Source organism: Lentiprolixibacter aurantiacus, from assembly GCF_026241225.1.
In the GTDB taxonomy this organism is placed as follows: Bacteria; Bacteroidota; Bacteroidia; order Flavobacteriales; family Flavobacteriaceae; genus Lentiprolixibacter; species Lentiprolixibacter aurantiacus.
The window spans coordinates 348,173-373,535 of sequence record NZ_JAPFQP010000003.1 but is presented as its reverse complement, the minus strand read 5'-3'; the positions used below and the strand labels follow the sequence as shown (position 1 = coordinate 373,535).

Sequence of the window (25,363 nt, the reverse complement as noted above, 5' to 3'; positions counted from 1 at the left end):
GGCAATTTAAGAAATTTTATAGCCGGTTCCTTTCAGGGTATGCCCATTTTACAGAATCTTTAACCAATTTTTTAGGCTATATATCCATTTATGGGTATTTTAGATTTTCGTTCTTTTCATGACCTGTAAAGCTGTTAAGAACTGTGTTGTCTAACTAACAAAACGCATTATGTACAACTCAAAAATTATTGGTTTGGGATATTATGTCCCGGACAACGTGGTGACCAATGACGATCTGTCAAAGATGATGGATACGAGTGACGAGTGGATACAGGAACGGACCGGTATTAAAGAAAGGAGGCATGTGATAAAAGGAGAGGATACCACTGCCAGTCTGGGCGTAAAGGCCGCGAAAATAGCCATTGACAGGGCCGGTATAGATAAGGACGAAATTGACTTCATTGTTTTTGCCACGCTGAGCCCTGATTATTATTTCCCTGGCCCAGGGGTGATGGTCCAGCGAGATCTGGGTATAAAAACAGTGGGGGCGATAGACATTCGAAACCAATGTTCCGGATTTGTTTACGGCATTTCACTGGCCGACCAGTACATCAAAAGCGGCATGTATAAGAATGTGCTGGTTATAGGTTCTGAGGTACATTCCACCGGGCTGGATTTTACCACAAGGGGCAGAGGGGTTACAGTTATTTTTGGAGACGGTGCTGGTGCGGCGGTATTGAGCCGGGAAGAAGATCCGACCAAAGGTATCCTGTCTACACATCTGCATTCAGAGGGAGAACATGCCGAAGAACTTTCGCTTATCGCACCAGGGATGGGGAAACGCTGGATTTTAGATATTATCAAAGACAATGACCCGGAAGAGACCTCTTATTATCCTTACATGAACGGGCAGTTTGTGTTCAAAAATGCGGTGGTGCGCTTCAGCGAGGTTATTATGGAAGGCTTGCAGGCCAATAACCTGCAACCCACGGACATTGATATGCTGATCCCGCACCAGGCTAATCTCCGTATATCCCAGTTTATCCAAAAGAAGTTCAGGCTTTCCGATGATCAGGTATTTAATAACATCATGAAATATGGAAATACCACTGCGGCCTCTATTCCCATTGCCCTTACCGAGGCCTGGGAGCAGGGGAAGGTTAAGCCTGGAGACCTTGTGGTGCTGGCTGCTTTTGGTAGTGGATTTACCTGGGGAAGCGTCATAATCCGCTGGTCTTAAGACTCAGGTTATGGGAAAAAGAATTAAATCCCTCACGTCTTCACTTGTAGATTTTATTAAGGATCAACATATATTTTTTGTGGCCACGGCCATGTCCGGGGGAACAATCAATTTATCCCCCAAGGGGATGGATGCCTTCCGTGTAATTTCCCCCAATAAAGTAATCTGGCTGAACCTCACCGGTAGTGGAAACGAAACCGCCACACATTTACAGCATACACCCCGCATGACCATCATGTTTTGTGCTTTTGAAGGCAAACCATTGATCCTGAGGTTGTATGGGCAGGCTTCCGTATTTCACCCAAGGGATGCCAAGTATCAGGAATACCTTTCCCATTTTCCTGAAACCCCCGGAAGCCGTCAGATCATAGAAATGGATATAGACCTGGTTCAGACTTCCTGTGGAATGGCTGTTCCCCTGATGGAATTTCGGGAGGACAGGGATTTGCTAAATGACTGGGCCCGGAATAAGGGAGAGTCCGGATTGCAGGAATATCTCGAGCAAAAGAACCAAATCAGCCTGGATGGGCATCCAACGGGAATATTTGGGGAAAAGCCATAAAAAAACCCTGACCATCTTAAGATGTCAGGGTTTTGAATTGAAGGCATACCCGGAAGTCAACCAACCCACCTTCCGGTATCAATCAATCCATCTTATAAGATTCCGCCTCCACCTTGTTTGGTATTATCGTCTCTTCGTTTTCTTTTCATGGCCCTGTTTTTTCCACTTCCAAAGCGATAGGAAAGACCGGCATATACATTCTGGCTTTCCCAATTGAAACCTCCGGTTTGTGCATAGGGCTGGTCCCCGTCAAAGGCAAAACGCATGGTGTTGAAAACATCGTTGAAGTTCAGAGAAAAGGTGCCTTTGCCCTGAGCGAAGCTATAGCGTGCCCCCAGGTTTACAAAGTACATGGGTTCCATTTCAAACTGTATGGTTCTGTTAGATCCCCTGTAGAATCCAAACGCCTGGAAGGTCAGTTTTTTCGTTGCTTTAAACATATTGTTTACCCTAAGGTTCCATGCTCTGTTATCAACCTCCAGGTTTTGTGTAACAATATCGTCCTCTGTTGGGTTCGGGTCTGTAGTGGTCAGGCTTTCAGTCAGACCGCGCTGCGTTTGCGAGAACATATCAAAGCTACCATTGATGCTCCACCATTTGGTAGGCCGGTAATTTGCTGAGATTTCCACGCCGTAGGCGTCAGTCCGGTCAAAGTTGTCAAAGGTCAGGATGATTTTATTCAGGTCCAGGCGGTCTATGTAAACAGCCCGGTTTATCTCGTCCTTGATTGATCTGTAAAATACACCTGCAGTCAGGCTTCCGTTTTTAAATCGGTGCGTATAATTTGTCTCCACAGAATTGGTAAACTGGGGAACCAGAGTTGGGTTTCCAAAGGAAGAAATCAAGGGTGTTGCCCACTCCCGGATCGGATTTACCTGGGTAAGTCCGGGCCGATCTACGCGCCTGCTTACACTTATCTGGAACTGATCTTTTTCACTTGGTGTATATGTAAGGAAAGCAGAAGGGTATACCTGTGTGTATTCATCTGTAAAAGCTCTTACGGTATTGGTGTCTGCCTTTACGGTTACATCTTCCACCCGCAGCCCCAGTTGATAGGACCATTTGTTGCGTTTCTGCCCAAAAGTTACATAAGCCGAGTATATATCCATGCCATAAACAAAGTCCGTACTTGGGGTTGGTACCAGATCTCCACTGCTGTTGAATGAAAGGCCTGTGGAATTGTAGTCCACTTCGGTTTCAAATGTTCGGGACTCCAGGCCGGCTTCAATTTTTGAAATGGAATCAATCGGGTTTACATAATCGAGGTTTACGAAGGTTTGCGTTCTCCTGGTGTCTACAAAATCCGTGTAGCTGGGGAACAAATTTGCGCCTGTTATCCTGAAATTGGCTTCTTCATCCCGGTCAAAACGGTTGTGGTCAACTTCCAGCTCCAGGTTATGTCCTTCCTTCTTGAAGTCCAGTTTGTAGTCAAAATTGTATTGCTCACTGTGGTTTTCAGAATCACTCACAAAGGTCTGGCTGTTATCCCTTACAGGATCGTCGTAATAAAAAACATCGGTAATTGCATTAGTCCTGCCATTGTTGAAGTTCTGGTTGGTGAAGAAGGAGATGGTATTCTTGTCATTAAGATAAAAATCAACCCCTGCTTTCAGCAAATGCGACTTATTGTTGTCAAGGATATCGAAGAATTGTTCTGCATTTTCATCTACCCTCAGGATATTTCCGTCATTTACATATTTGCCAACATTGTTGCCGTAATTCCCGTAGAAGTTGAATTTCCCGTTGCGGTAGTTCAGGTCCAGGGAACTGTTGAACTTTGCCTCTATCCCTACCGTTAAGCCGGTATTTAAGTTTCCGTTGAAACCAATATTGGCATTTTTATGCAGTATAATATTGATGATCCCACTCATGCCCTCCGGATTGTATTTGGCTGAAGGGTTGGTGATCAATTCAATTGATTTTATAGAGGTTGAGGGAATCTGGCGAAGCAACTGGGCTACAGGTACATTAGACAGCTTACCGTCTACCATAACCCTGACGTTGGAGTTTCCCCTTAGGGTCAGCTGCCCGGTCTGCTGGTCCAGGTTAACTGACGGGATGTTATTCATAATGTCTGATGCAGTGGCCCCTGCCGTTGTGAGGTCCTTTCCTACATTGACCACTTTCCGGTCTATTCGTTGCTCAATGGTTGTTCGTTCTGCCACTACTTCCACTTCACTCAGTGCCTCGGCTTCTTCCTCCAGTACAATGGTTCCCAGGGACAACTTCCGGTTCTTTTTGGTAATGATAATATTAGTTTTGTGAGTCTTGTACCCCAGGAATTGTACTTCTACCTCGAATTCCCCTTCAGGAAGGCTTATCTCAAAGTCTCCGTCGTCTGTGGTTATCCCACCGGTTACCATACTCTGATCTTCAGAAGATTTGATAACAACAGCGGCATAGGGGATGGGGGAATTGAGACTTTTATCTATTACCTTACCGGAAATGGATCCGATTTTGATATCGGTAGTAAGGGAGTCAGTATTTGCTATTAGGGAAAATTGGGTGAGCAGGGCAAGTAGCCCAAATAATTTTTTCATGGTTGATCGTTTTTTGATGATGATTGATGATACTTAGTTGACGATGAACAGGTGTTTATGTTACACGAGAATGAAAAATATTTAGTTGAACCTTGCCGGTGAAATACCGTGAATCGGGTTTAAATTCAGCCTTTGTGACCGGATTGTTAAATAAAGAAAAACCCCGACGTGAAAGTCGGGGTTACTCATTGATAAGCTATACTAAACACTAACCATTAACTATAAAATTACAGCCCTATCAATGATATTAAGTACTTTTGTATATAGTTAATAGACGGCTTTAATCAGGATTCGTTACAGTAATTAACAATCTTTAACAGCGAAACTGCAATTGTGAAAAGAACCTTAGTATTTGGGGCCTCACTCAAGCCCGATCGATATAGTTATTATGCCATAGAGCGACTGGTTGCTCAAGGCATTGAAACACATGGTTTTGGAATCCGGGAAGGTAATGTATCCGGAGTACCGGTCCGGAATTCTCTGGAAGGGTTGGAGGATATCCACACCGTTAGCCTTTATCTTAGACCTGCTACACAGCAGCAATATTATCAGGATATTCTGGCACTTAAACCAAAGCGGGTAATCTTCAATCCAGGTACGGAAAATAATGAATTCGCCCGGTTGCTGGAGGCCAACGGAATTGCTGCAGAAAACTCCTGTACCCTGGTGTTACTGTCTACACAACAGTTTTAGTGTTTTCTTTCTTTTTGCGGATAAGATAAAGCCCAATAAAGGTGATGAGACCATTTATGGGCAACAGCTCATAGCCAACCTGATAACCTCCAAGGTAATCTGAGGGCAGATTGGCCAGCAGGACAATGCTCAGCACGGATATCAGGGCCACAACCCAGACATATTGGTCCTTCACCTGGTATCGGGTGAATATGCCGAAGGAGAACAGGCCCAAAAGCGGACCATAGGTATAGGTTGCCACGGTTAGCAAGCCGTCAATTACATTGCGATCCAGGACATATTTGAAAATGATGACGACCACAACCAGGAGGCCACTCATCCATATATGTGTGCGTTTTCTGATCCTTTTTTGAGAGCCTTCGGGCTTTTTCCCTATGTTGAGGAAGTCAATACAAAAAGAGGTGGTCAATGAGGTCAGCGCGCTGTCTGCACTGCTGTACGCGGCTGCAATCAGCCCCAGTATAAAAGTAATCCCAACCGTAAGCCCCAGTCCGCTGTTGAGGGCTATTTCAGGAAAAAGCAAATCAGATTTTGGAGCCCCGTCCATGAGGGGCGTGGCTACGTTGAATTTGTCGGCGTATATAAAGAGCAAGGCTCCCAGTAGCAGGAAAATAAAATTAACCGCGATAAGGACCACACTAAAGGAGACCATGTTGGTCTGTGCTTCTTTCAGGTTTCTGCAGGTAAGGTTTTTCTGCATCATATCCTGGTCCAGCCCTGTCATGCAAATGGTAATGAACATTCCCCCAACAAAGGATTTGATAAAGTGGTTCTTTGTAAAAAAGTCATCCGTAAATAAAATCTGGCTATAGGCCCGTAGTTCTTCAGAATTGAAAAATTCGGAAAAACTCCAGTCCAGCTGCTGGTTGATGAAGTAAATCGACAAACAAACAGACAACAGCATGAATAGGGTTTGCAAGGTGTCTGTCCAGACAATGGTTTTTATGCCACCCCGGAAGGTGTAGACCCATATCAGTAAAATGGACAATAACACCGTTACTTCAAAGGGAACATGCCAGGCGTCAAAAACAAATTGCTGCAAAACAATAGCTACCAGGAACAGGCGAAAGGATGCCCCCAGTACCCGGGATACAAAGAAAGACAAGGCCCCAATTTTATAACTCACATGCCCAAAGCGGCCCAAAAGGTATTCATAGATAGAGGTAACATTCAATCGGTAATAAAGCGGAAGAAGGATAAAGGCAATCACAAAATATCCGGCCAGATAGCCAAATACCACCTGCATATAACTGAATTGTGAACTTTCTACCCATCCCGGTACAGAAATAAAGGTTACGCCAGACAGGGAAGCGCCAATCATGCCAAAGGCCACGAGATACCAGGGAGATTGCTTTCCTGCCTTGAAAAAGTCGGTATTGGAATCGTTCTTTCCGGTGAAGTAAGAGATCAGCAATAGCAATACAAAATAGCCGCCGATAAGCAGCAGAATATGCGAGCCTGTCATAGAAAGAAATTTCAGTCGCAAAGTACAAAAACTTAAAACATTACGTAATTTTGCGATTATGGAATTTTCCTCTAAACTCCTAGAAAACGCCGTGTATGAGATGTCTCAGCTACCCGGTATTGGTAAGCGGACCGCACTGCGCCTGGTCTTGCACCTGCTCAAGCGGCCAGAGACCCAGACTGCCCAGTTAAGCAAGGCTTTGACCGCGCTTCGCGAGGATATCTGCTTCTGTTCCAACTGCCATAATATATCTGATCAGGAATTATGTGAGATCTGTTCCAATCCGAAAAGGGACGAGGCTACTGTTTGCGTAGTCGAAGATATCCGCGATGTAATGGCCATTGAGAATACCGGTCAGTTCGTTGGGCACTACCATGTTCTTGGGGGTAAAATTTCTCCGATTGAGGGTGTCGGGCCCCAGGACCTGAGCATAGCTCAACTAGTGGCCAAAGTAAAAACAGGGAAGGTCAATGAGTTAATCTTTGCACTGAGTGCTACCATGGAGGGTGATACCACTAACTTTTATATCTATAAGCAGTTGCAGGGCATTGAGGTAAAAACCTCGACAATAGCCCGTGGAATACCTGTAGGTGATGAACTGGAATATGCCGATGAGGTTACCCTGGGACGGAGTATCGTAAACAGGATTCCCTTTGAGGGATCCCTCAGGATTTCGTAATATCAACTTTACAAGAAGTTTAAAAAAATAGAGTATTTTTTATTAATTTTGCAAACCGAAATAAATAAAGGGCCTTAAAAATACCAATATGTCAAAATTTGAGCTGAAATTGCCGCAAATGGGAGAAAGTGTTGCTGAGGCAACATTGACCTCATGGTTAAAGGAAGTTGGCGATACTATCGAAATGGATGAGGCGGTTTTTGAAATTGCCACGGATAAGGTAGATTCAGAAGTTCCCAGCGAGGTGGAAGGGGTTTTGGTTGAGAAGAGGTTCGATGTGGATGACGTTATAAAGGTAGGAGAAATTGTTGCTGTGATTCAATTGGATGGTGAGGCCGAAGTGGAAGAAACGCCTGCAGCGGTTGAAACGGCAGAGCCTGAACTTGTTCCTGAGACTGCAGCGGTTATTGAGCAACAAGTGAAGGAGGTACAGGAAAAGGTATCGGCTCCGGAAGCGGATTACAGCCAGTCCGAAAGATTCTATTCTCCTCTTGTAAAAAATATAGCGAAAAAGGAAGGTATATCCCTGGAAGAACTGGATGCCATTGCCGGAAGCGGTCTGGAAGGCCGGGTTACCAAAAATGATATCCTGGATTATATCGCTTCCAGAAAAGGCGGAGCTGCAGTGCCAACAGCGGAACAGCCTGAAGCTGCTCCCACACCTGAAATAAAAGCTGTTCCCACACCTGAAGTAAAAACTGCTCCAAAGCCGGCAGCCCGGGTAGCCACTCCTGTTACGGCAGGCGCTGAGGATGAGGTTATTCCAATGACCCGAATGGGTAAATTGATCGCACAACACATGACAGAGAGTGTTTCCACGTCGGCACATGTGCAAAGTTTTATCGAGGTTGATGTAACCAACCTGGTGGCATGGAGAAATAAAATGAAAACTGTCTTCCAGCAAAGGGAAGGTGAAAAACTAACATTCACCCCAATTTTCATGGAAGCTGTTGCCAAAGCCCTGAAGAACTACCCGATGATGAATATTTCGGTTCAGGGTGACTCGGTCATAAAAAAGAAGAATATCAATATCGGGATGGCCACGGCCCTTGCCGACGGGAATCTTATTGTACCCGTTATCAAAAATGCCGATCAGCTCAACCTTGTGGGGATGGCCAAGGTGGTAAACGACCTCGCAAACCGGGCCCGGAATAATGATTTAAAGCCCGATGAGATCCAGGGAGGAACCTATACCGTGACCAATGTGGGTACTTTTGGCAGTGTTTTCGGTACACCTATCATTAATCAGCCCCAGGTAGGCATCCTGGCCCTCGGAGCAATTCGTAAAGTCCCTTCAGTTATCGAAACCCCTCAGGGTGATTTTATAGGGATACGCAGCAAGATGTTCCTTTCGCATAGTTACGACCACAGGGTAGTAAATGGTGCCCTGGGAGGAACATTTATCAAGGCTGTTGCCGAATATCTTGAATCCTGGGACCCGGACAGGGAAATCTAAAAAACCAAAGGTGTTGCCTACTGCCTTTGATCTGAATACATGGAACTAAAGCTCAATAAACCCATTTGCTTTTTCGACCTGGAAACCACTGGGACCAATGTCGTTAATGATCGTATCGTAGAAATTGCTATCCTTAAGATCTATCCAAACGGAAATAAAGAAAGCAAGACCTGGCTGGTTAATCCGGAAATGGATATTCCTGCCGAAGCTTCCGCCATTCACGGCATTACTAACGAAAAGGTCGCTTCAGAGCCTACCTTCAAAGAACTGTCACATACCATCTGGAATATGATCAGGGACTGCGATCTGGCAGGTTTTAACTCAGATCGCTTTGACATTCCCCTGCTTGCGGAGGAGATGTTGAGGGTGGGGATTGAGTTCGACCTGAAAAACAGGAATACCGTTGACGTTCAGGCTATATTTCATAAGATGGAGCAACGTACGCTGTCTGCTGCATATCTTTTTTATTGCGACAGGGAATTGAATGATGCCCATAGTGCAGAGGCAGATACCCAGGCTACTTATGAAGTATTACTGGCACAAATTGAAAAATACCCGGAGCTGGAAAACGACGTTAAAAAACTTTCCGAGTTTTCCCACCGTAAAACGGCCGTTGATCTGGCAGGCTTTATTGTGCTGGATGACGATGGAGAGGAGGCTTTTTCCTTCGGCAAGCACAAAGGCAGAAAGGTATTGGATGTACTGGAATCTGAACCGGGATATTTCGGGTGGATACTCAATGCCGACTTCCCTCGCTACACCAAAAAGGTACTCACCCAGATCAAGCTGAGCAGCCTAAATAACAGATTGGGATAATCCTTAGGAATTCAGATTTATGAAAATTATCTGCATAGGACGGAACTATACGGAACATATTGAGGAACTCTCGAACGAACGACCTTCAGAACCTGTGGTCTTTATTAAACCAGATTCGGCGGTACTTCCAAAGGAACAGGATTTTTTTATTCCTGAATTTTCGGAGGATATCCATTACGAGGTGGAATTGCTGGTCAAGATCAAAAAAGTGGGCAAACACATACAGTCGCGATTCGCATACAAATACTACGACGAAATTGGGCTGGGGATAGATTTTACGGCCAGGGATCTTCAAAAAAAACTCAAGGATAAAGGGTTGCCATGGGAAAAGGCAAAGGGTTTTGACGGGGCTGCGGTGATTGGCAAATGGGTACAGAAAAATTCCCTGCCGCATATCGATAACCTCCATTTTTCGTTGTATAAAAACCAGCAACTGGTTCAGGAGGGCCATACCGCAAAGATGTTGTGGAAGGTTGATGAGCTGATTAGCTATGTATCTTCTTTTTTTACCTTAAAAAAAGGAGATATCCTGTTCACAGGAACCCCTGCCGGTGTTGGTAGAGTAAAGCCAAATGATTACCTTTCGGGTACGCTCGAGGGCGAGGAAATGTTCTCTTTAAATATACAGTGATGATTTACAGTTTAGATAAGATTAATGAAATGGCGGAAGGAGATACTGACTTCATAGAATCGGTAATCGCTGTTTTCCTTGACGAAGTACCACAGGATTTGAAAAATCTGGAGGCGGCTATTGATAGTAAAGACTACGAGAAAGTATATAAACTTGCCCATAAGATAAAGCCCAATGTGGATTTGCTGGGTATGGAACAAACGCGGGCAGTGGCCCTGGAAATAGAGACTCTGGGCAAAACGCCGGGCGATAATGGCCCTGCAATCGAGCAGAAGTTCCCGGCTCTTAAAAAAGATGTTCTTCAGGTCATTGCCGAGCTTAAAAATGATTTCAATTTCTGATGTACGCAGAAATTATCACTATTGGCGATGAGATCCTCATTGGCCAGATTGTAGATACCAATTCGGCCTACATTGCCCAGGAATTTAACAAAATAGGTATTTCTGTTTATCAGATCTCCTCTGTTCAGGACCATAGGGAACACATCCTGCAGGCACTGGAAGAAGCCTGCTCCAGGGCAGACCTTATACTGATCACAGGTGGACTGGGACCTACAAAAGACGATATTACCAAACATACCCTTTGCGAATTCCTGGAAGATACCCTGGTACTGAACCAAAAGGTACTGGCCCATATAGAATACCTTTTTGAGAAATATATCAGCACACCAATTTCGGAGATGAATCGGCAACAGGCCCTGGTGCCTTCCCGTGCCAGGATTCTGCATAATAAATACGGTACGGCACCGGGAATGTGGATGAAAAAGGGGAAACAAATCCTGGTTTCCCTGCCCGGGGTTCCTTTTGAAATGAAGAACCTCATGCAGGCTGAGGTGTTGCCCCGTATTCAGCGTGAATTTCACCGGCCCTTTATACTGCATCGGACAATAATGACCTATGGCCTAGGTGAAAGTGCCATTGCAGAACGCATAGAAGACTGGGAAAATTCGCTGCCGGATTTCATCAAACTGGCTTATTTACCCAATTTGGGGAAGGTGAGATTGCGCCTTACTGCTAAGGGTGATGATAAGCAAAGCATCTCAGAAGAAGTGGAAAAAGCCATAGCAGAATTGTACGGAATTATAGGAGACATTATCTATGGGGAAGAGGAAGAAGGAAGCCTGGAATCCGGAATTGCAAAAGTAATGACCGAGAAGGGCCTTACCCTGGCTACAGCAGAAAGTTTTACCGGGGGTAAAATTGCCCAGCAGCTCACTTCAATCCCGGGTGCCTCTGCCTATCTGAAAGGTAGTGTGGTGGCCTATGCCACTGAGGTGAAGAAAGATGTACTAGGGATTCCGGAAAAACTTATTAAGGAGCACAGTGTGGTAAGCGCAGAAGTTGCTAAAACCATGGCAGTAAATGCACGGCAACTCTTCAAATCGGATTATGCTGTGTCAACTACGGGTAATGCAGGTCCAACCAAGGGAGATTCGGATGCAGATATTGGTACGGTTTACATAGCTATCGCTACTCCCGACAGGGTATTTGCGGAGCGGTTTTCCATGGGAAATCACAGGGTAAGAATTGTGCAAAAGTCCGTCCATAAGGCATTTGAATTGCTGAAGAAAGAAATTTTAAAAATCTGAGAGAGAATCTTGTAGGTACACCAAAAATGATGTACATTTGCACCCTGTTTTGAATAAAGTAAAAAAGTAACGCGATGTCAAAAGTCTGTGAAATTACGGGAAAGAGGGCGATGTTCGGAAACAACGTTTCTTTCTCCATTAATAAGACCAAAAGGAGGTTTGATGTAAACCTGTCCAAAAAGCGTTTTTATATTCCTGAAGAAGATCGATGGATAACCCTGAAAGTATCTGCCCGTGCGCTAAAATCGATCAACAAAAAAGGAATTTCTGCAGTATTAAAAGAAGCTAGGGAACAAGGATTAATCAAGTAATCCGAAAAAGAAGCAAGCGATGGCAAAGAAAGGAAATAGGGTTCAGGTTATTTTGGAGTGCACCGAGCATAAAAATTCTGGTATGCCCGGTACATCCCGCTATATCACCACCAAGAACAAAAAGAACACTCCAGATAGGATGGAAATCAAAAAGTACAATCCTATCCTCAAGAAAATGACCATTCACAAAGAGATAAAATAAGGCGTTATGGCTAAGAAAACGGTAGCAACATTACAATCCTCTTCCAAAAGATTGACCAAGGCGATCAAAATGGTTAAATCGCCAAAAACAGGAGCCTACACTTTTGTGGAAGGCATCATGCCACCAGAGTATGTAAACGACTGGTTGGCAAAGAAGTAAAAGAATAGATCGAAGCACTATATGAAAGCCGTTTTGTTAGCAAAACGGCTTTTTTTATTTCCTATCTTTATAGGATAATTCAGCCAAGGATATGAGCTTATTCAAAAAGATATTTTCTACCCAGAAAAAGGAGACCCTGGATAAGGGGCTCGAAAAATCCAAGACCAGTTTTTTAGGGAAATTAAGCAAGGCGGTAGCTGGCAAATCCAAGGTTGACGATGACGTACTGGATAACCTGGAGGAAGTGCTGGTGACCTCGGATGTGGGGGTGAATACTACTCTAAAGATTATCGAGCGGATCGAAGAACGGGTAGCCCGCGATAAGTACCTTGGTACCGAGGAACTCAATCTGATCCTGAGGGAAGAAATTGCAGGATTGCTTTCCGAGACACATCACGGTGAGGAAACTGAATTTCAAATCGATACAACCCACAAGCCCTACGTAGTTATGGTAGTAGGGGTTAATGGAGTGGGTAAGACCACCACCATTGGAAAGCTGGCCTACCAGTTCAAAAAACAGGGCCTTAAAGTGATGTTAGGTGCCGCCGACACCTTCCGGGCCGCAGCTATTGACCAGTTGCAGGTTTGGGCAGACCGCGTTGATGTGCCCATTATAAAGCAAAAGATGGGTAGTGACCCGGCATCCGTGGCTTATGACACCCTCAGTTCTGCGGTAAGTCAGGAGGTTGATGTGGTATTGATAGATACTGCAGGACGCCTTCACAATAAGGTGAATCTCATGAACGAACTGGGCAAGGTAAAAAGAGTGATGCAGAAAGTAGTACCCGGAGCACCCCATGACGTGCTGCTGGTCCTGGACGGATCTACCGGTCAGAACGCCTTTGAACAAGCCAGGCAATTTACCAAGGCCACCGAGGTATCTTCTCTTGCCGTAACCAAATTAGACGGTACGGCCAAGGGTGGAGTGGTAATTGGAATTTCCGATCAGTTCCAGATTCCCGTGAAGTATATCGGGGTAGGGGAAGGCCTGGAAGATTTACAGGTATTCAATAAGTATGAGTTTGTGGATTCCTTTTTCAACACCAGCTCTTAATGGAAAACATGATTAAAAAAATGTATTCTTAAAAGAAAACTACTAACAGTATTAAAAATAACCGTGCTATGAAAAAACTCTATTTTATTCTCCTCGTATTAGTGGGGATAGCCTGTAAAAATGATCCCAACGTAAACTACGAGGACGTAGTACTATGGGAGCCCTACAACGATTCTGCTGAAGTAGCTGCAAACCAGGATCACGAGAATACCCGAATGCGATACAAGCTCATACAATCCCGGGTTCTGGACAAGAACGAAGTGTTTCGCCCGCTTTACAAGGAAGTGAGCCGGTTTTCAGAGGCCGAATATGATTCTTTAAAACCATTGATCCTCGAACAGGACATCCCTACGATACAGCTGCATGTTGCCTCAGGGGAACTCAGCTATGAAAAACTGGTGCTGTTTTATCTCTACCGGATCTACAAATACGAACTGGACAATGCTACCACCCTGAATACGGTAATTGCTCTCAATGCCGATGTGGTGGAGGAAGCACGGGAGAAAGATCGCGAAATCGAAGAAAACCCGGACCTGCTGCAAAATCCTCTTTTCGGGATGCCTGTACTGTTGAAGGATAATATCAACACCAAAGGCATGCGCACAACAGCCGGGGCCATTGCCCTGGAAAATAATGAGAACACGGAAGATGCATTTATTGTCAGCAGACTCAAAAGCAATGGCGCGCTTATTCTCGGCAAGGTTAACCTCAGTGAATGGGCCTACTTCTTTTGTGGTGGATGTCCGGTTGGGTACAGTGCTATAGGGGGGCAAACTTTAAATCCATACGGCCGAAGGGTTTTTGAGACTGGTGGTTCGAGTTCAGGTAGCGGGACATCAGTTGCGGCCAATTATGCGGTAGCTGCCATAGGTACTGAAACCTCAGGCTCTATATTGTCTCCCTCGGGTCAGAATTCCGTTGTGGGATTGAAACCTACTATAGGTTTGCTAAGTAGAACCGGCATAGTCCCTATTTCCAGCACTTTGGATACGCCCGGGCCCATGACCAGGAATGTGGTAGACAATGCTATTCTCTTGGGGGCACTGACAGGAAAAGACCCTGCTGATGCCAAATCTGTTGATGTAAATATGGATTATCTGAGTGGCATTCTCGAAGGTAGTGTGTTGCGTGGAAAACGACTGGGTGTTTTTGCACCGCTCATGGAATCCGATTCTGTCTACGCCAGTACCGTGGAGAAATTAAAGGAAATGGGAGCTGAGGTGTTCAGTTTTACACCGCCGGAAGTGCAAATGAACGGTTTCAGTACTTTGTTGAACATCGATATGAAATACGATTTGCCGGCCTACATCAGTACTCAGGTGAAGGATACCCAGGCAGTGAAGGTCAGGAACGTGTTGGATGTAGTAGCCTTCAACAAAAAGGACACCTTACTGCGTATGCCCTATGGACAGGCCCGTTTAGAAGGGATTTTGAGTGATTCCACAACACTTGAAGAACTGGAAGTTATCAAGCTAAATCTTGAAAAGAACGGACGTCTTTTCTTTGATCAGGCCATGGAGGAATTCCAGCTGGATGCCGTCCTCTCTATAAATAATTACCATGCCGGATATGCAGCAGTTGCTAAATATCCTGCCCTTACTGTACCAATGGGATACCGTGAAACAGGTGAGCCGGTAAGCCTTACCTTTATAGCCAAACCCTTTGAAGAGGATAAACTACTGCAACTGGGCTATGCATTTGAACAGGCGACCAAAGCCAGGAAAGCCCCTGAAATGTATAATGAGTAGGGAAAAGGAAGCTTTTTTCCAAATGGATATATGTATAAATGCCCCTAAAAGAAGGCATTGTATTTCTTGTCGTATTTTTGCACATCAATTTGAGATATGAGGACCAAATCGACAAAGAAGAACCGCATAAATGTAGTAACGCTGGGTTGTTCCAAGAACCTATATGATTCAGAGGTGCTTATGGGGCAACTAAAGGCCAACAACAAGGAAGTGGTCCATGAGGGGGAAGGCAATATCGCCGTTATCAACACCTGCGGTTTTATAGATAATGCCAAGGAGGAAAGTGTCAATACCATATTGGAATATGTTCAGAAGAAGGAGGCGGGTGAAATAGACAAGGTTTTTGTAACCGGATGCCTCAGCGAACGCTATAAACCGGATCTGGAAAAGGAAATCCCAGATGTAGACCGTTATTTTGGGACTACAGACCTGCCCAACCTCTTGAAGGCTCTGGGTGCAGATTACAAGCATGAATTGATCGGGGAACGCATTACTACCACCCCAAAGAATTATGCCTACCTTAAAATTGCAGAGGGCTGTGACCGGCCCTGCTCCTTTTGTGCGATTCCCTTGATGAGAGGAAAACACAAAAGCAAACCCATTGAGGAACTAACACTGGAAGCGGAAAAGCTTGCCAGGAATGGGGTTAAAGAACTTATTCTTATCGCCCAGGACCTCACCTATTACGGACTGGACCTTTACAAAAAGCGGGAACTGGCAAGGCTTTTATTGGCGCTGTGTGAGGTGGAAGGGATAGAGTGGATCCGATTGCATTATGCGTTTCCAACCGGTTTTCCCCTCGATGTCCTGGAAGTGATTAAAACGCAGCCTAAAGTCTGTAACTATATAGATATACCCCTGCAACACATCTCAGACTCCATTCTTAAAAGCATGAGAAGGGGAACCACAATGGAGAAAACCAACAGGCTCCTAAAACAATTCAGGGAAATAATCCCGGATATGGCTATCAGGACAACGCTTATTGTGGGTTATCCGGGTGAAACTGAAGAAGACTTCAACACCCTGAAGAACTGGGTAAGTGAAATGCGCTTTGAGCGACTGGGGTGTTTTACCTATAGCCACGAAGAAAATACCCATGCCTATTCCCTCAACGATGATGTGCCTGAAGCCATCAAGCAGCAGCGAGCCAACGACATCATGGAGCTTCAATCCCAGATATCCTGGGAGCTGAACCAGCAGAAAGTAGGCAAAGAGTTTCGCTGCCTGATCGATCGCAAAGAAGGAAATTATTTTGTGGGCCGGACAGAATACGATTCTCCAGATGTAGATAATGAAGTCCTCATAGACGCCACTAAGTTCTACGTAAAAATTGGAGACTTTACGCAGGTTAAGATCGTTGAAGCCGCAGATTTTGACCTTTACGGGGAACCGGTGGGAGTTTAGCTATCATAAAAATGCCAGTCGTCAACTGGTTTTGTTGACCCCAAATGTATCCTTTGGTTTTTGCTATTTATTTGCCCGTACTTTCATAATCATAAAGGGCTCTTCCAATTGTCGCAAGGAATGGAATCCCAACTTCATCGTATTCATAAGCGTCGTCATTGAATAGGCGGTCCTGATTAACCAGGATGGTTGCACTAACCATAAATTCCGCCCCATTTAAATTGTCGCGGATATAGGCACAATCTGTAAGGGTCCCGTAGGCAAATCCAACCTTGTTGAAGATTTGTATATGTTCCGGAATTTGCTCCTGGCTGTCCCCATACATAAAGAATTTGCAATAGCTATCGTAATATTCCTCTTCGTCATATCCGGCTTCCCTGGGAAGCATTTGCATGGCGTTCAGCAAGAATTTCCGTTGTTCCTCTGAAATACCAAAGCGCTTATGTTCAGGGAAATAGGTGGGAAAAATAATGCGTTTCAAAACGGAGTGCTGCGCTTCCAGGGGATAGTAGTTCTTGAGTTTGAAATCAAAAGGTTCTGCATAAAGGGAATCTGCCTTGTAGAAGCCCCTTCCCTTTTTAATTCCTTTTAGTAACAGCGGTTCGGGAGGGGTGTTTTCAATTGGCCGACTAACTGCGGTTGTACTGTCGTTCAGGTAGATCACTAATGGCCGGGTAGTCACTTCATCGGAATGCACTCCGAGTCGATGCGAAATTCTTACCGGTTCAACCCCCCTTCTTCGTAGCCGGTAGTTGAGATCGTCCTGGCCCAGGAATTCCAGTAAGCGATTATTAGCGTGGTTGTCACTTACGGTAAAGATCTTGATAATGTCTTCTGCAAAAGAGTTTTCCACGGTATCCCCTTCAACATAATAGCGGACATTGCGGTTTAATGAATCCAGCTCATTGAGTTTTTCCAGTGCTGCCACCGCCATGGGAAATTTAACCGTGCTGGCGGGATAGAAGTAGTTGTCCACATCTACCTGAAATTTATAATCCTGCAATACAAGGCTATCGCCATGCCTTTCAATTCGTGTGTAGATGATCTGCAATTCGTGTTCTTCTACCTTATCCATTACCTGGCGGATATAAGGATCCTCAAGCTGCAGTGCCTGCCTGAGCGGGTCCTGAACTTCCTGGTCTTCAGAACATGTCTTAAAGAATAAAAGGCTTAATGCAGCAAAAAACCAAAATACTTTCAAGGAAGTAGGCTTAGATTAGACATTCATTCCGTATACAATTCCCCACGATGAGGCAGAAGTGCATCTCGGACAGGAATCATCCCGGATTCCTGCACTACTAAAAAGGCGATGCTATGAAGTTCACTTAACTCCTGGTGCCCGGTAATTTTGAGGCTCAGACCTTCTCTTTCAATAAATTCTTTAAGGTGAATTTCATGATGCTGTGCGATGGCCAAAGCATCAGGTCCCCTGAAATCCCATATCAGTTTGATCTTTCTGTCCAATTGTTACCCTTAAGAGTTGCTTACTTTTTTTCCTTCTTCGGCAAAGGCTTTGAAATCGCGAAGATACTTCATGGACTGCTTTTTGAAGGCTCCGGGCATTAGAAACGCCATAAACTTCATGAAGAAGCCAGAAAATTGAAACTCACTTTCTGACCGCCAGCGGGTCTGTGTTGGGGATACTATTTCGAAATAATTGTGTTGTATGTTGTGAACTCCCTTGGCATCATAAGTGGCATGCATTTCATCCGGAAGGTTTCGTTTAAGTATCGTTTCTATCATAACCAGCTCCCTCTTTCCCATTTTATAATGCAGCTCCATTTGCGCACCTTCTTCCCCGGGATTGCTGCTTAACGGTTTATATTTTACTAGGCCCCGTTGCCAGTGCACCATATTTTCCGGATTATCGAGTTTTTCTATAAAAACGGTGCGGGGGACATCCACAATTATTTCAGAGGTATATTTCATCCTGGCATCTTGTTGGTCATTCCTAAAATACGAATTTTTCTTCCCGGGTCCTCAAAAATCTGTTAATGGTAGTATCCCTTGCTTGTGAGGCAAGTCCGAATTCTTATTTTTGCTCAATGCGCCAAGTACAGATGTTAGCAAAGAACCTGAACCGGACCTCCTTTTTATTATTGATAGGCCTGGCAATGGCTGCCTGTGGCAGGTTCATTCAGGACGACATAGAAAACCGGGTTGTTGCCCGTGTGGGAGATGTTTTTTTGTATGCTGAGGATATAAATAAACTGCTCCCGGAAGATATTACACCACAGGACAGTGCTGCCCTGGTTACCAATTACATAAACAATTGGGCCATTAAACAACTGTTGCTGGACAAGGCAGAGATCAACCTTCCGGAAGAACAGCTGCAGGAATTTGAACAACTGGTTACCGATTACCGCATGGACCTCTACACCCGGGCGTACCGGGAGGCACTGGTCTTGCAGGCTCAGGATACAACGGTTACGGATTCTCAGTTGCAGTCGATTTACGAAAAAGAAAAGGAGAATTTCAAGCTTAAGGAAAAACTCGTACAGTTGCGCTTTGTAGAATTGCCCAGGCAATTCCTCAATAAGGATGAGGTCATGGAAAGGCTGAAAAGATTCGATGAGGACGACCTGTATTACCTGGATTCTATTGGGGTACAGTTCCGCAAACTCAACTTCAATGATTCCCTCTGGGTGCCTATTGGTCGCGTGATGGAGGAAATACCTCCGTTGAATTACGATAACGAAGCCCAATACTTAAAAAAATCACAATTTTTTGAACTGGAGGATACGATGGGGGTATATTTGGGTTTAGTTAACGACGTCAGGGCGCCTAATGAGATTGCACCGCTGCCATTCGTTGAGCCTACCATAAAGCAAATTCTGCTCAACCGACGCAAGTTGGAATACCTGCGTAAACTGGAAACAGAACTTATCGATGAAGCCACTAAAGACAAAACATTTGAGGTATATGAATAGCATTCGAAAAATTAACCATGTCATTTTGGGAGCCATGATTTTGATGGGAAGCTCTACCATTGCACAGGAGCAGGACTCTGTTCAGGAGGCTCCCAGGAAACCCACCATGAGACTTAAGGTAGACGGGATAGCTGCCGTTATTGGCGATTATGTGATACTTGATTCTGATATTGAAAAGACTCTTATCGACTTGCGGAACCAGGGGGCTTCACCTGAAGACGTGACCCGATGCAGCCTGCTTGGGAAATTAATGGAAGACCGCATGTACGCCCACCAGGCAGTGCAGGATAGTTTGCTGGTCTCTGATGATGAGGTGAATGCTACCAGTGATCGCCAGATTCAACAATTGATCCAGCAGGTGGGTTCTATGGAGAAAGTTCTGGAATTTTATAAAAAAGAAACTATAGAAGATTTCCGACTGGAGTTGTACGAGATCAACAAACTTCAAATGCTGTCGCAAAAAATGCAGCAGAAAATAGTAGGGGAAATAGAAGTAACCCCGGAAGAAGTAAGGCAATTCTTCAACAGGATACCAGAGGACGAACGTCCTGTGTTTGGTGCCGAACTGGAGATCTCACAGATCGTTAAAATACCCGAAACCCCGGAAGCCGAAAAGCAGAAGGTTATAGATAAGCTGAGGCAGATCAAAGCAGATTGTGAGGATAACGATGCCAGTTTTAGCGTGAAGGCTATTCTGTACTCCCAGGACCCGGGATCGAAGTCTAAAGGGGGTTTTTACAGTATGAGCAGGGAAACACCCTTTGTCAAAGAATTCAAAGACGTGGCCTTTAGCCTGCAGGAAGGTGAAATTTCAGAGCCTTTTGAAACCACATTTGGTTACCACATTATTTACATTGAAAAAATAAGGGGACAGGAATTAGACCTCAGGCATATTCTTATTCAGCCGGAGATCCCTCAATCTGAGATAGACAAGGCAAGAGCAGAACTGGACAGTATACGACGGCAGATCCAGGAAGGTAAATATACCTTTGCCGATGCCGCCCTTAATTTTTCGGATGAAAAGGAAACCAAGTTTGATGGTGGCTTGCTGAGAAACCCCATCAACTTCGATAGCAAATTTGAGCTGACCAAGATGGACCCTACTCTGTACAATCAGGTAAGGAATCTCAAGGACAACGAAATTTCCCAGCCTATACTGGAGCCTGACCCCAGAGGTGGCCCTCCAAAATTTAAAATTTTGAAGGTAACCAACCGTTTTGATGAGCATGAGGCTGATTTTGCGAGGGATTACCTCAAGATCCAGGATTTGGCATTAAAAGAGAAACAGTTCAAGGCCATCAAGGAATGGATGGCAGAAAAGATAGAGGACACCTATGTAAGTGTGGGTGCCGCCAACCGCTCCTGTGATTTCTCAAATGACTGGGTAAAAGAACAATAAGTATGTCTGACGTAGCTGCCGTTGAGAGTCTGGTCCTGAAACACCAGGCATTGAGAAAAGAGATTGCCAAGGTAATTGTTGGGCAGGAGGAAGTTATTGATCAGATCCTTTTATCTATATATTCTGGAGGCCATTCGCTGCTTATTGGTGTGCCGGGACTGGCTAAAACCTTAATGGTAAATACCATAGCCAGGGCCCTTGGCCTCGATTTTAAGCGGATACAATTTACACCAGACCTCATGCCCAGTGATATTCTGGGAAGTGAGGTGCTGGACCAGAACCGGAAATTCCAGTTTGTAAAAGGCCCTGTTTTTGCCAATATCATCCTGGCCGACGAAATTAACCGTACCCCCCCGAAAACACAGGCAGCCTTATTGGAAGCCATGCAGGAACGAGCTGTTACCATAACAGGTAAAAGACACGAACTTTCCTTGCCGTACTTTGTCCTGGCTACCCAAAATCCCATTGAGCAGGAGGGAACCTACCCTTTGCCTGAGGCACAGCTGGACCGCTTTATGTTCGCTATTGAACTCAGGTATCCCAGTTTGGAGGAGGAAATACAGGTTGTTAAGGCAACCACCAATGACGAAACACCTCAGGTCAATGCCTTGTTCAGCGCACAGGAAATCCTGGACATACAGCACCTGGTACGTCGCATACCTGTACCCGATAATGTAGTGGATTACGCAGTGAAGTTGGTGGGCAAGACCCGCCCCGGAGCAGATACTGCCCCTGAAATTGTTAAACAGTACCTAGACTGGGGAGCAGGACCCAGGGCTTCTCAATACCTTATCCTTGGAGCGAAGGCCCATGCTGCAATCAATGGGAAATTTTCACCGGATATAGAAGATGTTCAGGCGATTGCATTCAGTATACTGCGTCACAGGATCATCAAGAACTACAAGGCAGAAGCCGAGGGAATCACTGAAGAAGATCTTATTCGGAAATTGTTTTAAGTCCGTTTACATCGGAATTTCCTTCACTTTCCTATTTCAGTAATTTTCAAGCGCAAAAAGCGGGATAATAAGTCTTTTATTTGCCCTGCTATTTTAGTACTTTTGGGGGCATTCTAACAGAAAATACTTATACGTAATGGCATTTGATATCGATATGATTAAAAAGGTCTACGCCAATATCGCGGAACGCGTAGATAAAGCCCGGGATATTGTTGGCAGACCCTTAACCCTTTCTGAAAAAATCCTCTATTCCCACCTGTGGGAAGGTAATCCTCAAAAGGCATTCGAAAGAGGCAAGGATTATGTTGATTTTGCTCCGGACAGGGTGGCCTGCCAGGACGCCACGGCGCAGATGGCCCTGCTGCAGTTCATGCATGCGGGCAAACCCAAGGTTGCTGTTCCAACTACGGTGCACTGTGATCACCTTATTCAGGCCAAAGTAGGTGCTGAGGCAGACCTTAAAAGGGCAAATCAAACCAGTAATGAAGTATTTGATTTTCTGGAATCGGTATCAAACAAATACGGAATTGGTTTCTGGAAACCCGGAGCAGGAATTATACACCAGGTAGTACTGGAGAACTATGCATTCCCGGGAGGGATGATGATTGGAACGGATTCCCACACGGTAAATGCCGGAGGATTGGGAATGGTGGCCATAGGTGTGGGAGGTGCTGATGCTGTGGATGTGATGGCCGGAATGGCCTGGGAACTCAAATTTCCAAAACTCATCGGTGTCAAATTAACGGGTAAGCTTTCCGGCTGGACTGCTCCCAAAGATGTTATATTGAAAGTAGCAGATATCCTCACAGTAAAAGGCGGTACAGGTGCTATTATCGAATACTTCGGGGAAGGTGCTACCGCCATGTCCTGTACGGGTAAGGGTACCATCTGTAATATGGGTGCCGAAGTGGGTGCTACTACCTCTACCTTTGGGTATGACGAATCCATGGATCGCTACCTGCGTGCCACCGGAAGAGCAGACGTTGCAGATGCCGCCAATGAAGTTGCTGCTTACCTGACTGCAGATCAGGAAGTTTATGCAGATCCCAACACCTACTTTGACCAGGTGATAGAGATTGACCTCTCTACCCTTGAACCGCATCTCAATGGGCCCTTTACTCCAGACCTGGCAACGCCTATATCCAAGATGAGCGAGGCAGCCCGTGAGAACGACTGGCCTCTGAATGTAGAGGTTGGGCTAATAGGTTCCTGCACCAATTCTTCCTATGAAGACATTTCAAGAGCTGCATCACTGGCCAAGCAGGTTGCTGATAAACATCTCAAGACCAAATCAAAATTCACCATTACACCGGGCTCGGAACAGGTGCGTTATACTATTGAGCGGGACGGATTTATCGATACATTCAACAATATCGGAGCTACCGTATTTGCCAATGCCTGCGGACCTTGCATAGGGATGTGGGACCGGTATGGCGACAAGGCGGCAAATGGCCCCAGGAATACCATTGTGCATTCCTTTAACCGGAATTTTGCCAAGCGTGCGGATGGGAACCCCAATACCCTTGCCTTTGTTGGTTCTCCGGAATTAGTGACCGCAATAGCCATCGCTGGCAGACTGGATTTTAATCCCATGACGGACACCCTGATCAACGAGGAGGGTGAAGAGGTAAGGCTGGATGAACCCAGGGGATATGAATTGCCTCCGGAAGGCTTTGCCGTGGAAGATGCAGGTTACATCGCTCCAAAAGAGGATGGAAGTTCAGTTGAGGTCATAGTAGCTGAGGATTCCGAACGCCTGCAGTTACTTGAGCCTTTCGTGCCTATAGCGCCAGAAAGCCTGAAAGGGATGAAGTTGCTTATAAAGGCTTTTGGCAAGTGTACTACAGACCATATTTCAATGGCAGGTCCCTGGTTGAGGTTCAGAGGGCATTTGGATAACATTGCCAACAATACACTTATAGGAGCAGTAAATGCCTTCAATAAGAAAACAAACTTTATCAAAAACCAGCTTACCGGAGAGTACGGCGGAGTTCCCGATACACAAAGGGCATACAAAGCTGCCGGGATCAAAACTTTTGTTGTGGGAGATCATAACTATGGTGAGGGATCATCCAGGGAGCACGCTGCCATGCAACCCAGACATCTGGGAGTTGCCGCAGTACTGGTGAAGTCCTTCGCGAGGATTCATGAGACCAACCTTAAGAAACAAGGGATGCTGGCACTGACCTTTGCTAATGAGCAGGATTACGACCTGATCCAGGAAGACGATACTTTCAATATGTTGGATATTGAAGATTTTGCTCCCAACAAGCCCCTGACCATCGAGGTGGTTCACGCCGATGGAAGTAAGGACACCATAATAGCAAATCATTCTTACAATGAATCTCAGATAGCATGGTTCAGGGAAGGATCTGCCCTAAACGTTATCAAGAAAGAAAGTGCCGCTTAGGTACTGGCAATAAAAACTCCTGAATTTTTCAGGAGTTTTTCTTTTTACCAAACATTAAAATGAAGATCAGCAAAAGGACCATCCTGAATTTACTTTTGTTTGCCCTGGTACTGTCGTTTTTCGTAACGCCTCTCGGGCACTACGGAAAGATCTTTCTGAATCGTCTTTTTGCTTTTGGTCCTGAGCCCATCCCGGCCGAAAACAGATTGCAGATCCCAAACTATAACTGGACACTGAAAGACAAGGACTGGAATTTCTTTAGCTTTGAAGAAGCCAGGGGTAAGGTAGTCTTCATTAATTTCTGGGCCTCCTGGCGGCTTCCCTGTGAAGCTGAATTGCAGGATATTCAAAAGTTGTATGATGAGTTTGGGGATCGTGTGGTTTTTTACATCATAACCGATGAAGAACAGGAACCAGTGGAGGCATTTATGGCTAAACAGGGATTCGATTTTCCTGTCACTTATCGTATAATTGGGGAAGCTGCACCCTTTGAAGTGCCAGATCCGCCGGCATCCTATGTGCTGGATAAAAACGGTGAGATCGTTGTCTTTGAAAAGGGCATTGCCGATTGGTACAACCAGGATGTCAGGGAACTCTTCACCCGGCTTTTGGAAAACCCATGAAACGAAAACGCCTTAATCTAGGATGGTTGCTTACCCTGGTAGTAATGGCGTTAGTCCTGTTTACCCCATTGGGGTTTCATATGCAGGTCTGGGTAAACCGAATACTATCACATAACCCTGAACCAGTAGCCACTCGGACCCTGGAAATACCAGAATTAAACGGATGGAGGCTGAAAGGTTTAAAGGGCGATATTATCCATGGGGATGAGTTGCAGGGGCAGGTAGTACTGATTAATTTCTGGGCGAGCTGGTGCCCTCCTTGCGTAGCTGAAATGCCTTCGCTGGACAAACTGCATGAGGAATTTGGAGACCGCGTACGATTTCTTTTTATTGCCAGGGATCAAAAGGACAAGGTGGTTGGGTATCTTGAGAAAAACAACTTCCGATTTCCTGTATACTTTGAAAGCGGATTAACCCCCACAGGGATTTATGCTACGGGATTACCTACTACTTTTGTTTTAGACCGGGCGGGTAGAATTGTAGTTGCCCATACTGGTGCTGCGAACTGGTATGCCGAAGATACCCGAAAATTGCTGGATTCGCTATTGACCAATTAA

General features: G+C 45.2%; 26 protein-coding genes. 21 read left to right on the top strand and 5 right to left on the bottom strand.

The genetic code is table 11. The annotated features are described in order from the left end of the window. Window positions 1-169 precede the first annotated feature (169 nt). Both OO016_RS11160 and OO016_RS11155 read left to right on the top strand, forming a co-directional pair. The gene (locus OO016_RS11160) at window positions 170-1,180 is read left to right on the top strand and encodes a 3-oxoacyl-ACP synthase III family protein (RefSeq protein WP_266013772.1); all 1,011 of its coding nucleotides are present in this window, start codon (window positions 170-172) and stop codon (window positions 1,178-1,180) included. A 10-nt stretch (window positions 1,181-1,190) separates the two neighbouring features. Beyond that, a complete protein-coding gene (locus tag OO016_RS11155; RefSeq protein ID WP_266013770.1) occupies window positions 1,191-1,742 on the top strand; it encodes a pyridoxamine 5'-phosphate oxidase family protein in 552 nt (183 codons plus the stop codon). 92 nt (window positions 1,743-1,834) lie between these two features. Here OO016_RS11155 and OO016_RS11150 read toward each other — a convergent pair whose 3' ends face one another. Then, entirely contained in the window at window positions 1,835-4,282 is a 2,448-nt protein-coding gene (locus OO016_RS11150; protein WP_266013767.1) for a TonB-dependent receptor, read from the bottom strand. 333 nt (window positions 4,283-4,615) lie between these two features. On the opposite strand from OO016_RS11150, the gene OO016_RS11145 reads away from it, so the two are divergent. Then, complete coding sequence (locus OO016_RS11145; RefSeq protein WP_266013764.1) at window positions 4,616-4,975, top strand: CoA-binding protein; 360 nt, start codon at window positions 4,616-4,618, stop codon at window positions 4,973-4,975. On the opposite strand, the gene OO016_RS11140 is transcribed toward OO016_RS11145, so the two are convergent. Continuing rightward, window positions 4,959-6,440 carry a sodium:solute symporter gene (locus OO016_RS11140; RefSeq protein WP_266013761.1) on the bottom strand — a complete coding sequence of 494 codons (1,482 nt, stop codon included), beginning with the start codon at window positions 6,438-6,440 and terminating at the stop codon, window positions 4,959-4,961. The two genes, OO016_RS11145 and OO016_RS11140, sit on opposite strands and share 17 nt — an antisense overlap. A gap of 58 nt (window positions 6,441-6,498) precedes the next feature. On the opposite strand from OO016_RS11140, the gene recR reads away from it, so the two are divergent. The 12 genes from recR to rimO all read left to right on the top strand — a co-directional run bounded on the left by recR (window position 6,499) and on the right by rimO (window position 16,488). Then, window positions 6,499-7,119, top strand: coding sequence for a recombination mediator RecR (recR, locus tag OO016_RS11135; protein WP_266013758.1), 621 nt, complete (start codon window positions 6,499-6,501; stop codon window positions 7,117-7,119). Window positions 7,120-7,207: 88 nt separating this feature from the next. Then, window positions 7,208-8,575, top strand: coding sequence for a dihydrolipoamide acetyltransferase family protein (locus tag OO016_RS11130; RefSeq protein ID WP_266013755.1), 1,368 nt, complete (start codon window positions 7,208-7,210; stop codon window positions 8,573-8,575). A gap of 39 nt (window positions 8,576-8,614) precedes the next feature. Further along, window positions 8,615-9,391: a 3'-5' exonuclease gene (locus OO016_RS11125; RefSeq protein WP_266013752.1), complete on the top strand. Its 777-nt coding sequence runs from the start codon at window positions 8,615-8,617 to the stop codon at window positions 9,389-9,391. A 19-nt stretch (window positions 9,392-9,410) separates the two neighbouring features. Next, window positions 9,411-10,022 (top strand): fumarylacetoacetate hydrolase family protein, encoded by a 612-nt coding sequence (locus tag OO016_RS11120; protein ID WP_266013749.1) that lies wholly within the window; start codon window positions 9,411-9,413, stop codon window positions 10,020-10,022. Then, window positions 10,022-10,363 (top strand): Hpt domain-containing protein, encoded by a 342-nt coding sequence (locus tag OO016_RS11115; protein WP_266013746.1) that lies wholly within the window; start codon window positions 10,022-10,024, stop codon window positions 10,361-10,363. The genes OO016_RS11120 and OO016_RS11115 overlap by 1 nt, the downstream gene beginning before the upstream one ends. After that, the gene (locus OO016_RS11110) at window positions 10,363-11,610 is read left to right on the top strand and encodes a competence/damage-inducible protein A (protein WP_266013742.1); all 1,248 of its coding nucleotides are present in this window, start codon (window positions 10,363-10,365) and stop codon (window positions 11,608-11,610) included. Before OO016_RS11115 ends, OO016_RS11110 begins: the two co-directional genes overlap by 1 nt. Before the next feature lie 74 nt (window positions 11,611-11,684). Beyond that, on the top strand, window positions 11,685-11,921 hold the full coding sequence (gene rpmB, locus OO016_RS11105) for a 50S ribosomal protein L28 (protein WP_266013739.1): 237 nt from the start codon (window positions 11,685-11,687) through the stop codon (window positions 11,919-11,921). Between the two features lie 19 nt (window positions 11,922-11,940). Further along, window positions 11,941-12,123, top strand: coding sequence for a 50S ribosomal protein L33 (rpmG, locus tag OO016_RS11100; protein ID WP_266013736.1), 183 nt, complete (start codon window positions 11,941-11,943; stop codon window positions 12,121-12,123). Between the two features lie 6 nt (window positions 12,124-12,129). Next, window positions 12,130-12,282: a DUF4295 domain-containing protein gene (locus tag OO016_RS11095; protein WP_266013734.1), complete on the top strand. Its 153-nt coding sequence runs from the start codon at window positions 12,130-12,132 to the stop codon at window positions 12,280-12,282. 91 nt (window positions 12,283-12,373) lie between these two features. Then, a complete protein-coding gene (gene ftsY, locus OO016_RS11090) occupies window positions 12,374-13,336 on the top strand; it encodes a signal recognition particle-docking protein FtsY (RefSeq protein ID WP_266013732.1) in 963 nt (320 codons plus the stop codon). A gap of 68 nt (window positions 13,337-13,404) precedes the next feature. Next, complete coding sequence (locus OO016_RS11085; RefSeq protein ID WP_266013728.1) at window positions 13,405-15,084, top strand: amidase family protein; 1,680 nt, start codon at window positions 13,405-13,407, stop codon at window positions 15,082-15,084. 96 nt (window positions 15,085-15,180) lie between these two features. Then, window positions 15,181-16,488, top strand: coding sequence for a 30S ribosomal protein S12 methylthiotransferase RimO (gene rimO / locus OO016_RS11080; RefSeq protein WP_266013725.1), 1,308 nt, complete (start codon window positions 15,181-15,183; stop codon window positions 16,486-16,488). Window positions 16,489-16,555: 67 nt separating this feature from the next. Here the strand turns inward: rimO and OO016_RS11075 are convergent, their stop codons facing one another. The 3 genes from OO016_RS11075 to OO016_RS11065 are packed head-to-tail and all read right to left on the bottom strand — an operon-like array spanning window position 16,556 to window position 18,417. Further along, window positions 16,556-17,689, bottom strand: coding sequence for a serine hydrolase (locus tag OO016_RS11075; RefSeq protein WP_266013722.1), 1,134 nt, complete (start codon window positions 17,687-17,689; stop codon window positions 16,556-16,558). A 23-nt stretch (window positions 17,690-17,712) separates the two neighbouring features. Beyond that, window positions 17,713-17,952, bottom strand: coding sequence for a hypothetical protein (locus OO016_RS11070; protein ID WP_266013720.1), 240 nt, complete (start codon window positions 17,950-17,952; stop codon window positions 17,713-17,715). Between the two features lie 9 nt (window positions 17,953-17,961). Further along, window positions 17,962-18,417 carry an SRPBCC family protein gene (locus OO016_RS11065; protein ID WP_266013717.1) on the bottom strand — a complete coding sequence of 152 codons (456 nt, stop codon included), beginning with the start codon at window positions 18,415-18,417 and terminating at the stop codon, window positions 17,962-17,964. 116 nt (window positions 18,418-18,533) lie between these two features. On the opposite strand from OO016_RS11065, the gene OO016_RS11060 reads away from it, so the two are divergent. From OO016_RS11060 to OO016_RS11035, 6 genes are all read left to right on the top strand, one after another. Beyond that, window positions 18,534-19,418 (top strand): peptidyl-prolyl cis-trans isomerase, encoded by an 885-nt coding sequence (locus tag OO016_RS11060; protein WP_266013713.1) that lies wholly within the window; start codon window positions 18,534-18,536, stop codon window positions 19,416-19,418. After that, window positions 19,411-20,817, top strand: a complete 1,407-nt coding sequence (locus OO016_RS11055) for a peptidylprolyl isomerase (protein WP_266013709.1) — start codon at window positions 19,411-19,413, stop codon at window positions 20,815-20,817. Before OO016_RS11060 ends, OO016_RS11055 begins: the two co-directional genes overlap by 8 nt. Before the next feature lie 2 nt (window positions 20,818-20,819). Further along, window positions 20,820-21,773 (top strand): AAA family ATPase, encoded by a 954-nt coding sequence (locus OO016_RS11050; protein ID WP_266013704.1) that lies wholly within the window; start codon window positions 20,820-20,822, stop codon window positions 21,771-21,773. A 136-nt stretch (window positions 21,774-21,909) separates the two neighbouring features. Next, window positions 21,910-24,183, top strand: coding sequence for an aconitate hydratase (locus OO016_RS11045; RefSeq protein ID WP_266013701.1), 2,274 nt, complete (start codon window positions 21,910-21,912; stop codon window positions 24,181-24,183). A gap of 59 nt (window positions 24,184-24,242) precedes the next feature. After that, window positions 24,243-24,806, top strand: a complete 564-nt coding sequence (locus tag OO016_RS11040) for a TlpA family protein disulfide reductase (protein ID WP_266013698.1) — start codon at window positions 24,243-24,245, stop codon at window positions 24,804-24,806. Next, a complete protein-coding gene (locus OO016_RS11035) occupies window positions 24,803-25,363 on the top strand; it encodes a TlpA family protein disulfide reductase (RefSeq protein ID WP_266013695.1) in 561 nt (186 codons plus the stop codon). The genes OO016_RS11040 and OO016_RS11035 overlap by 4 nt, the downstream gene beginning before the upstream one ends.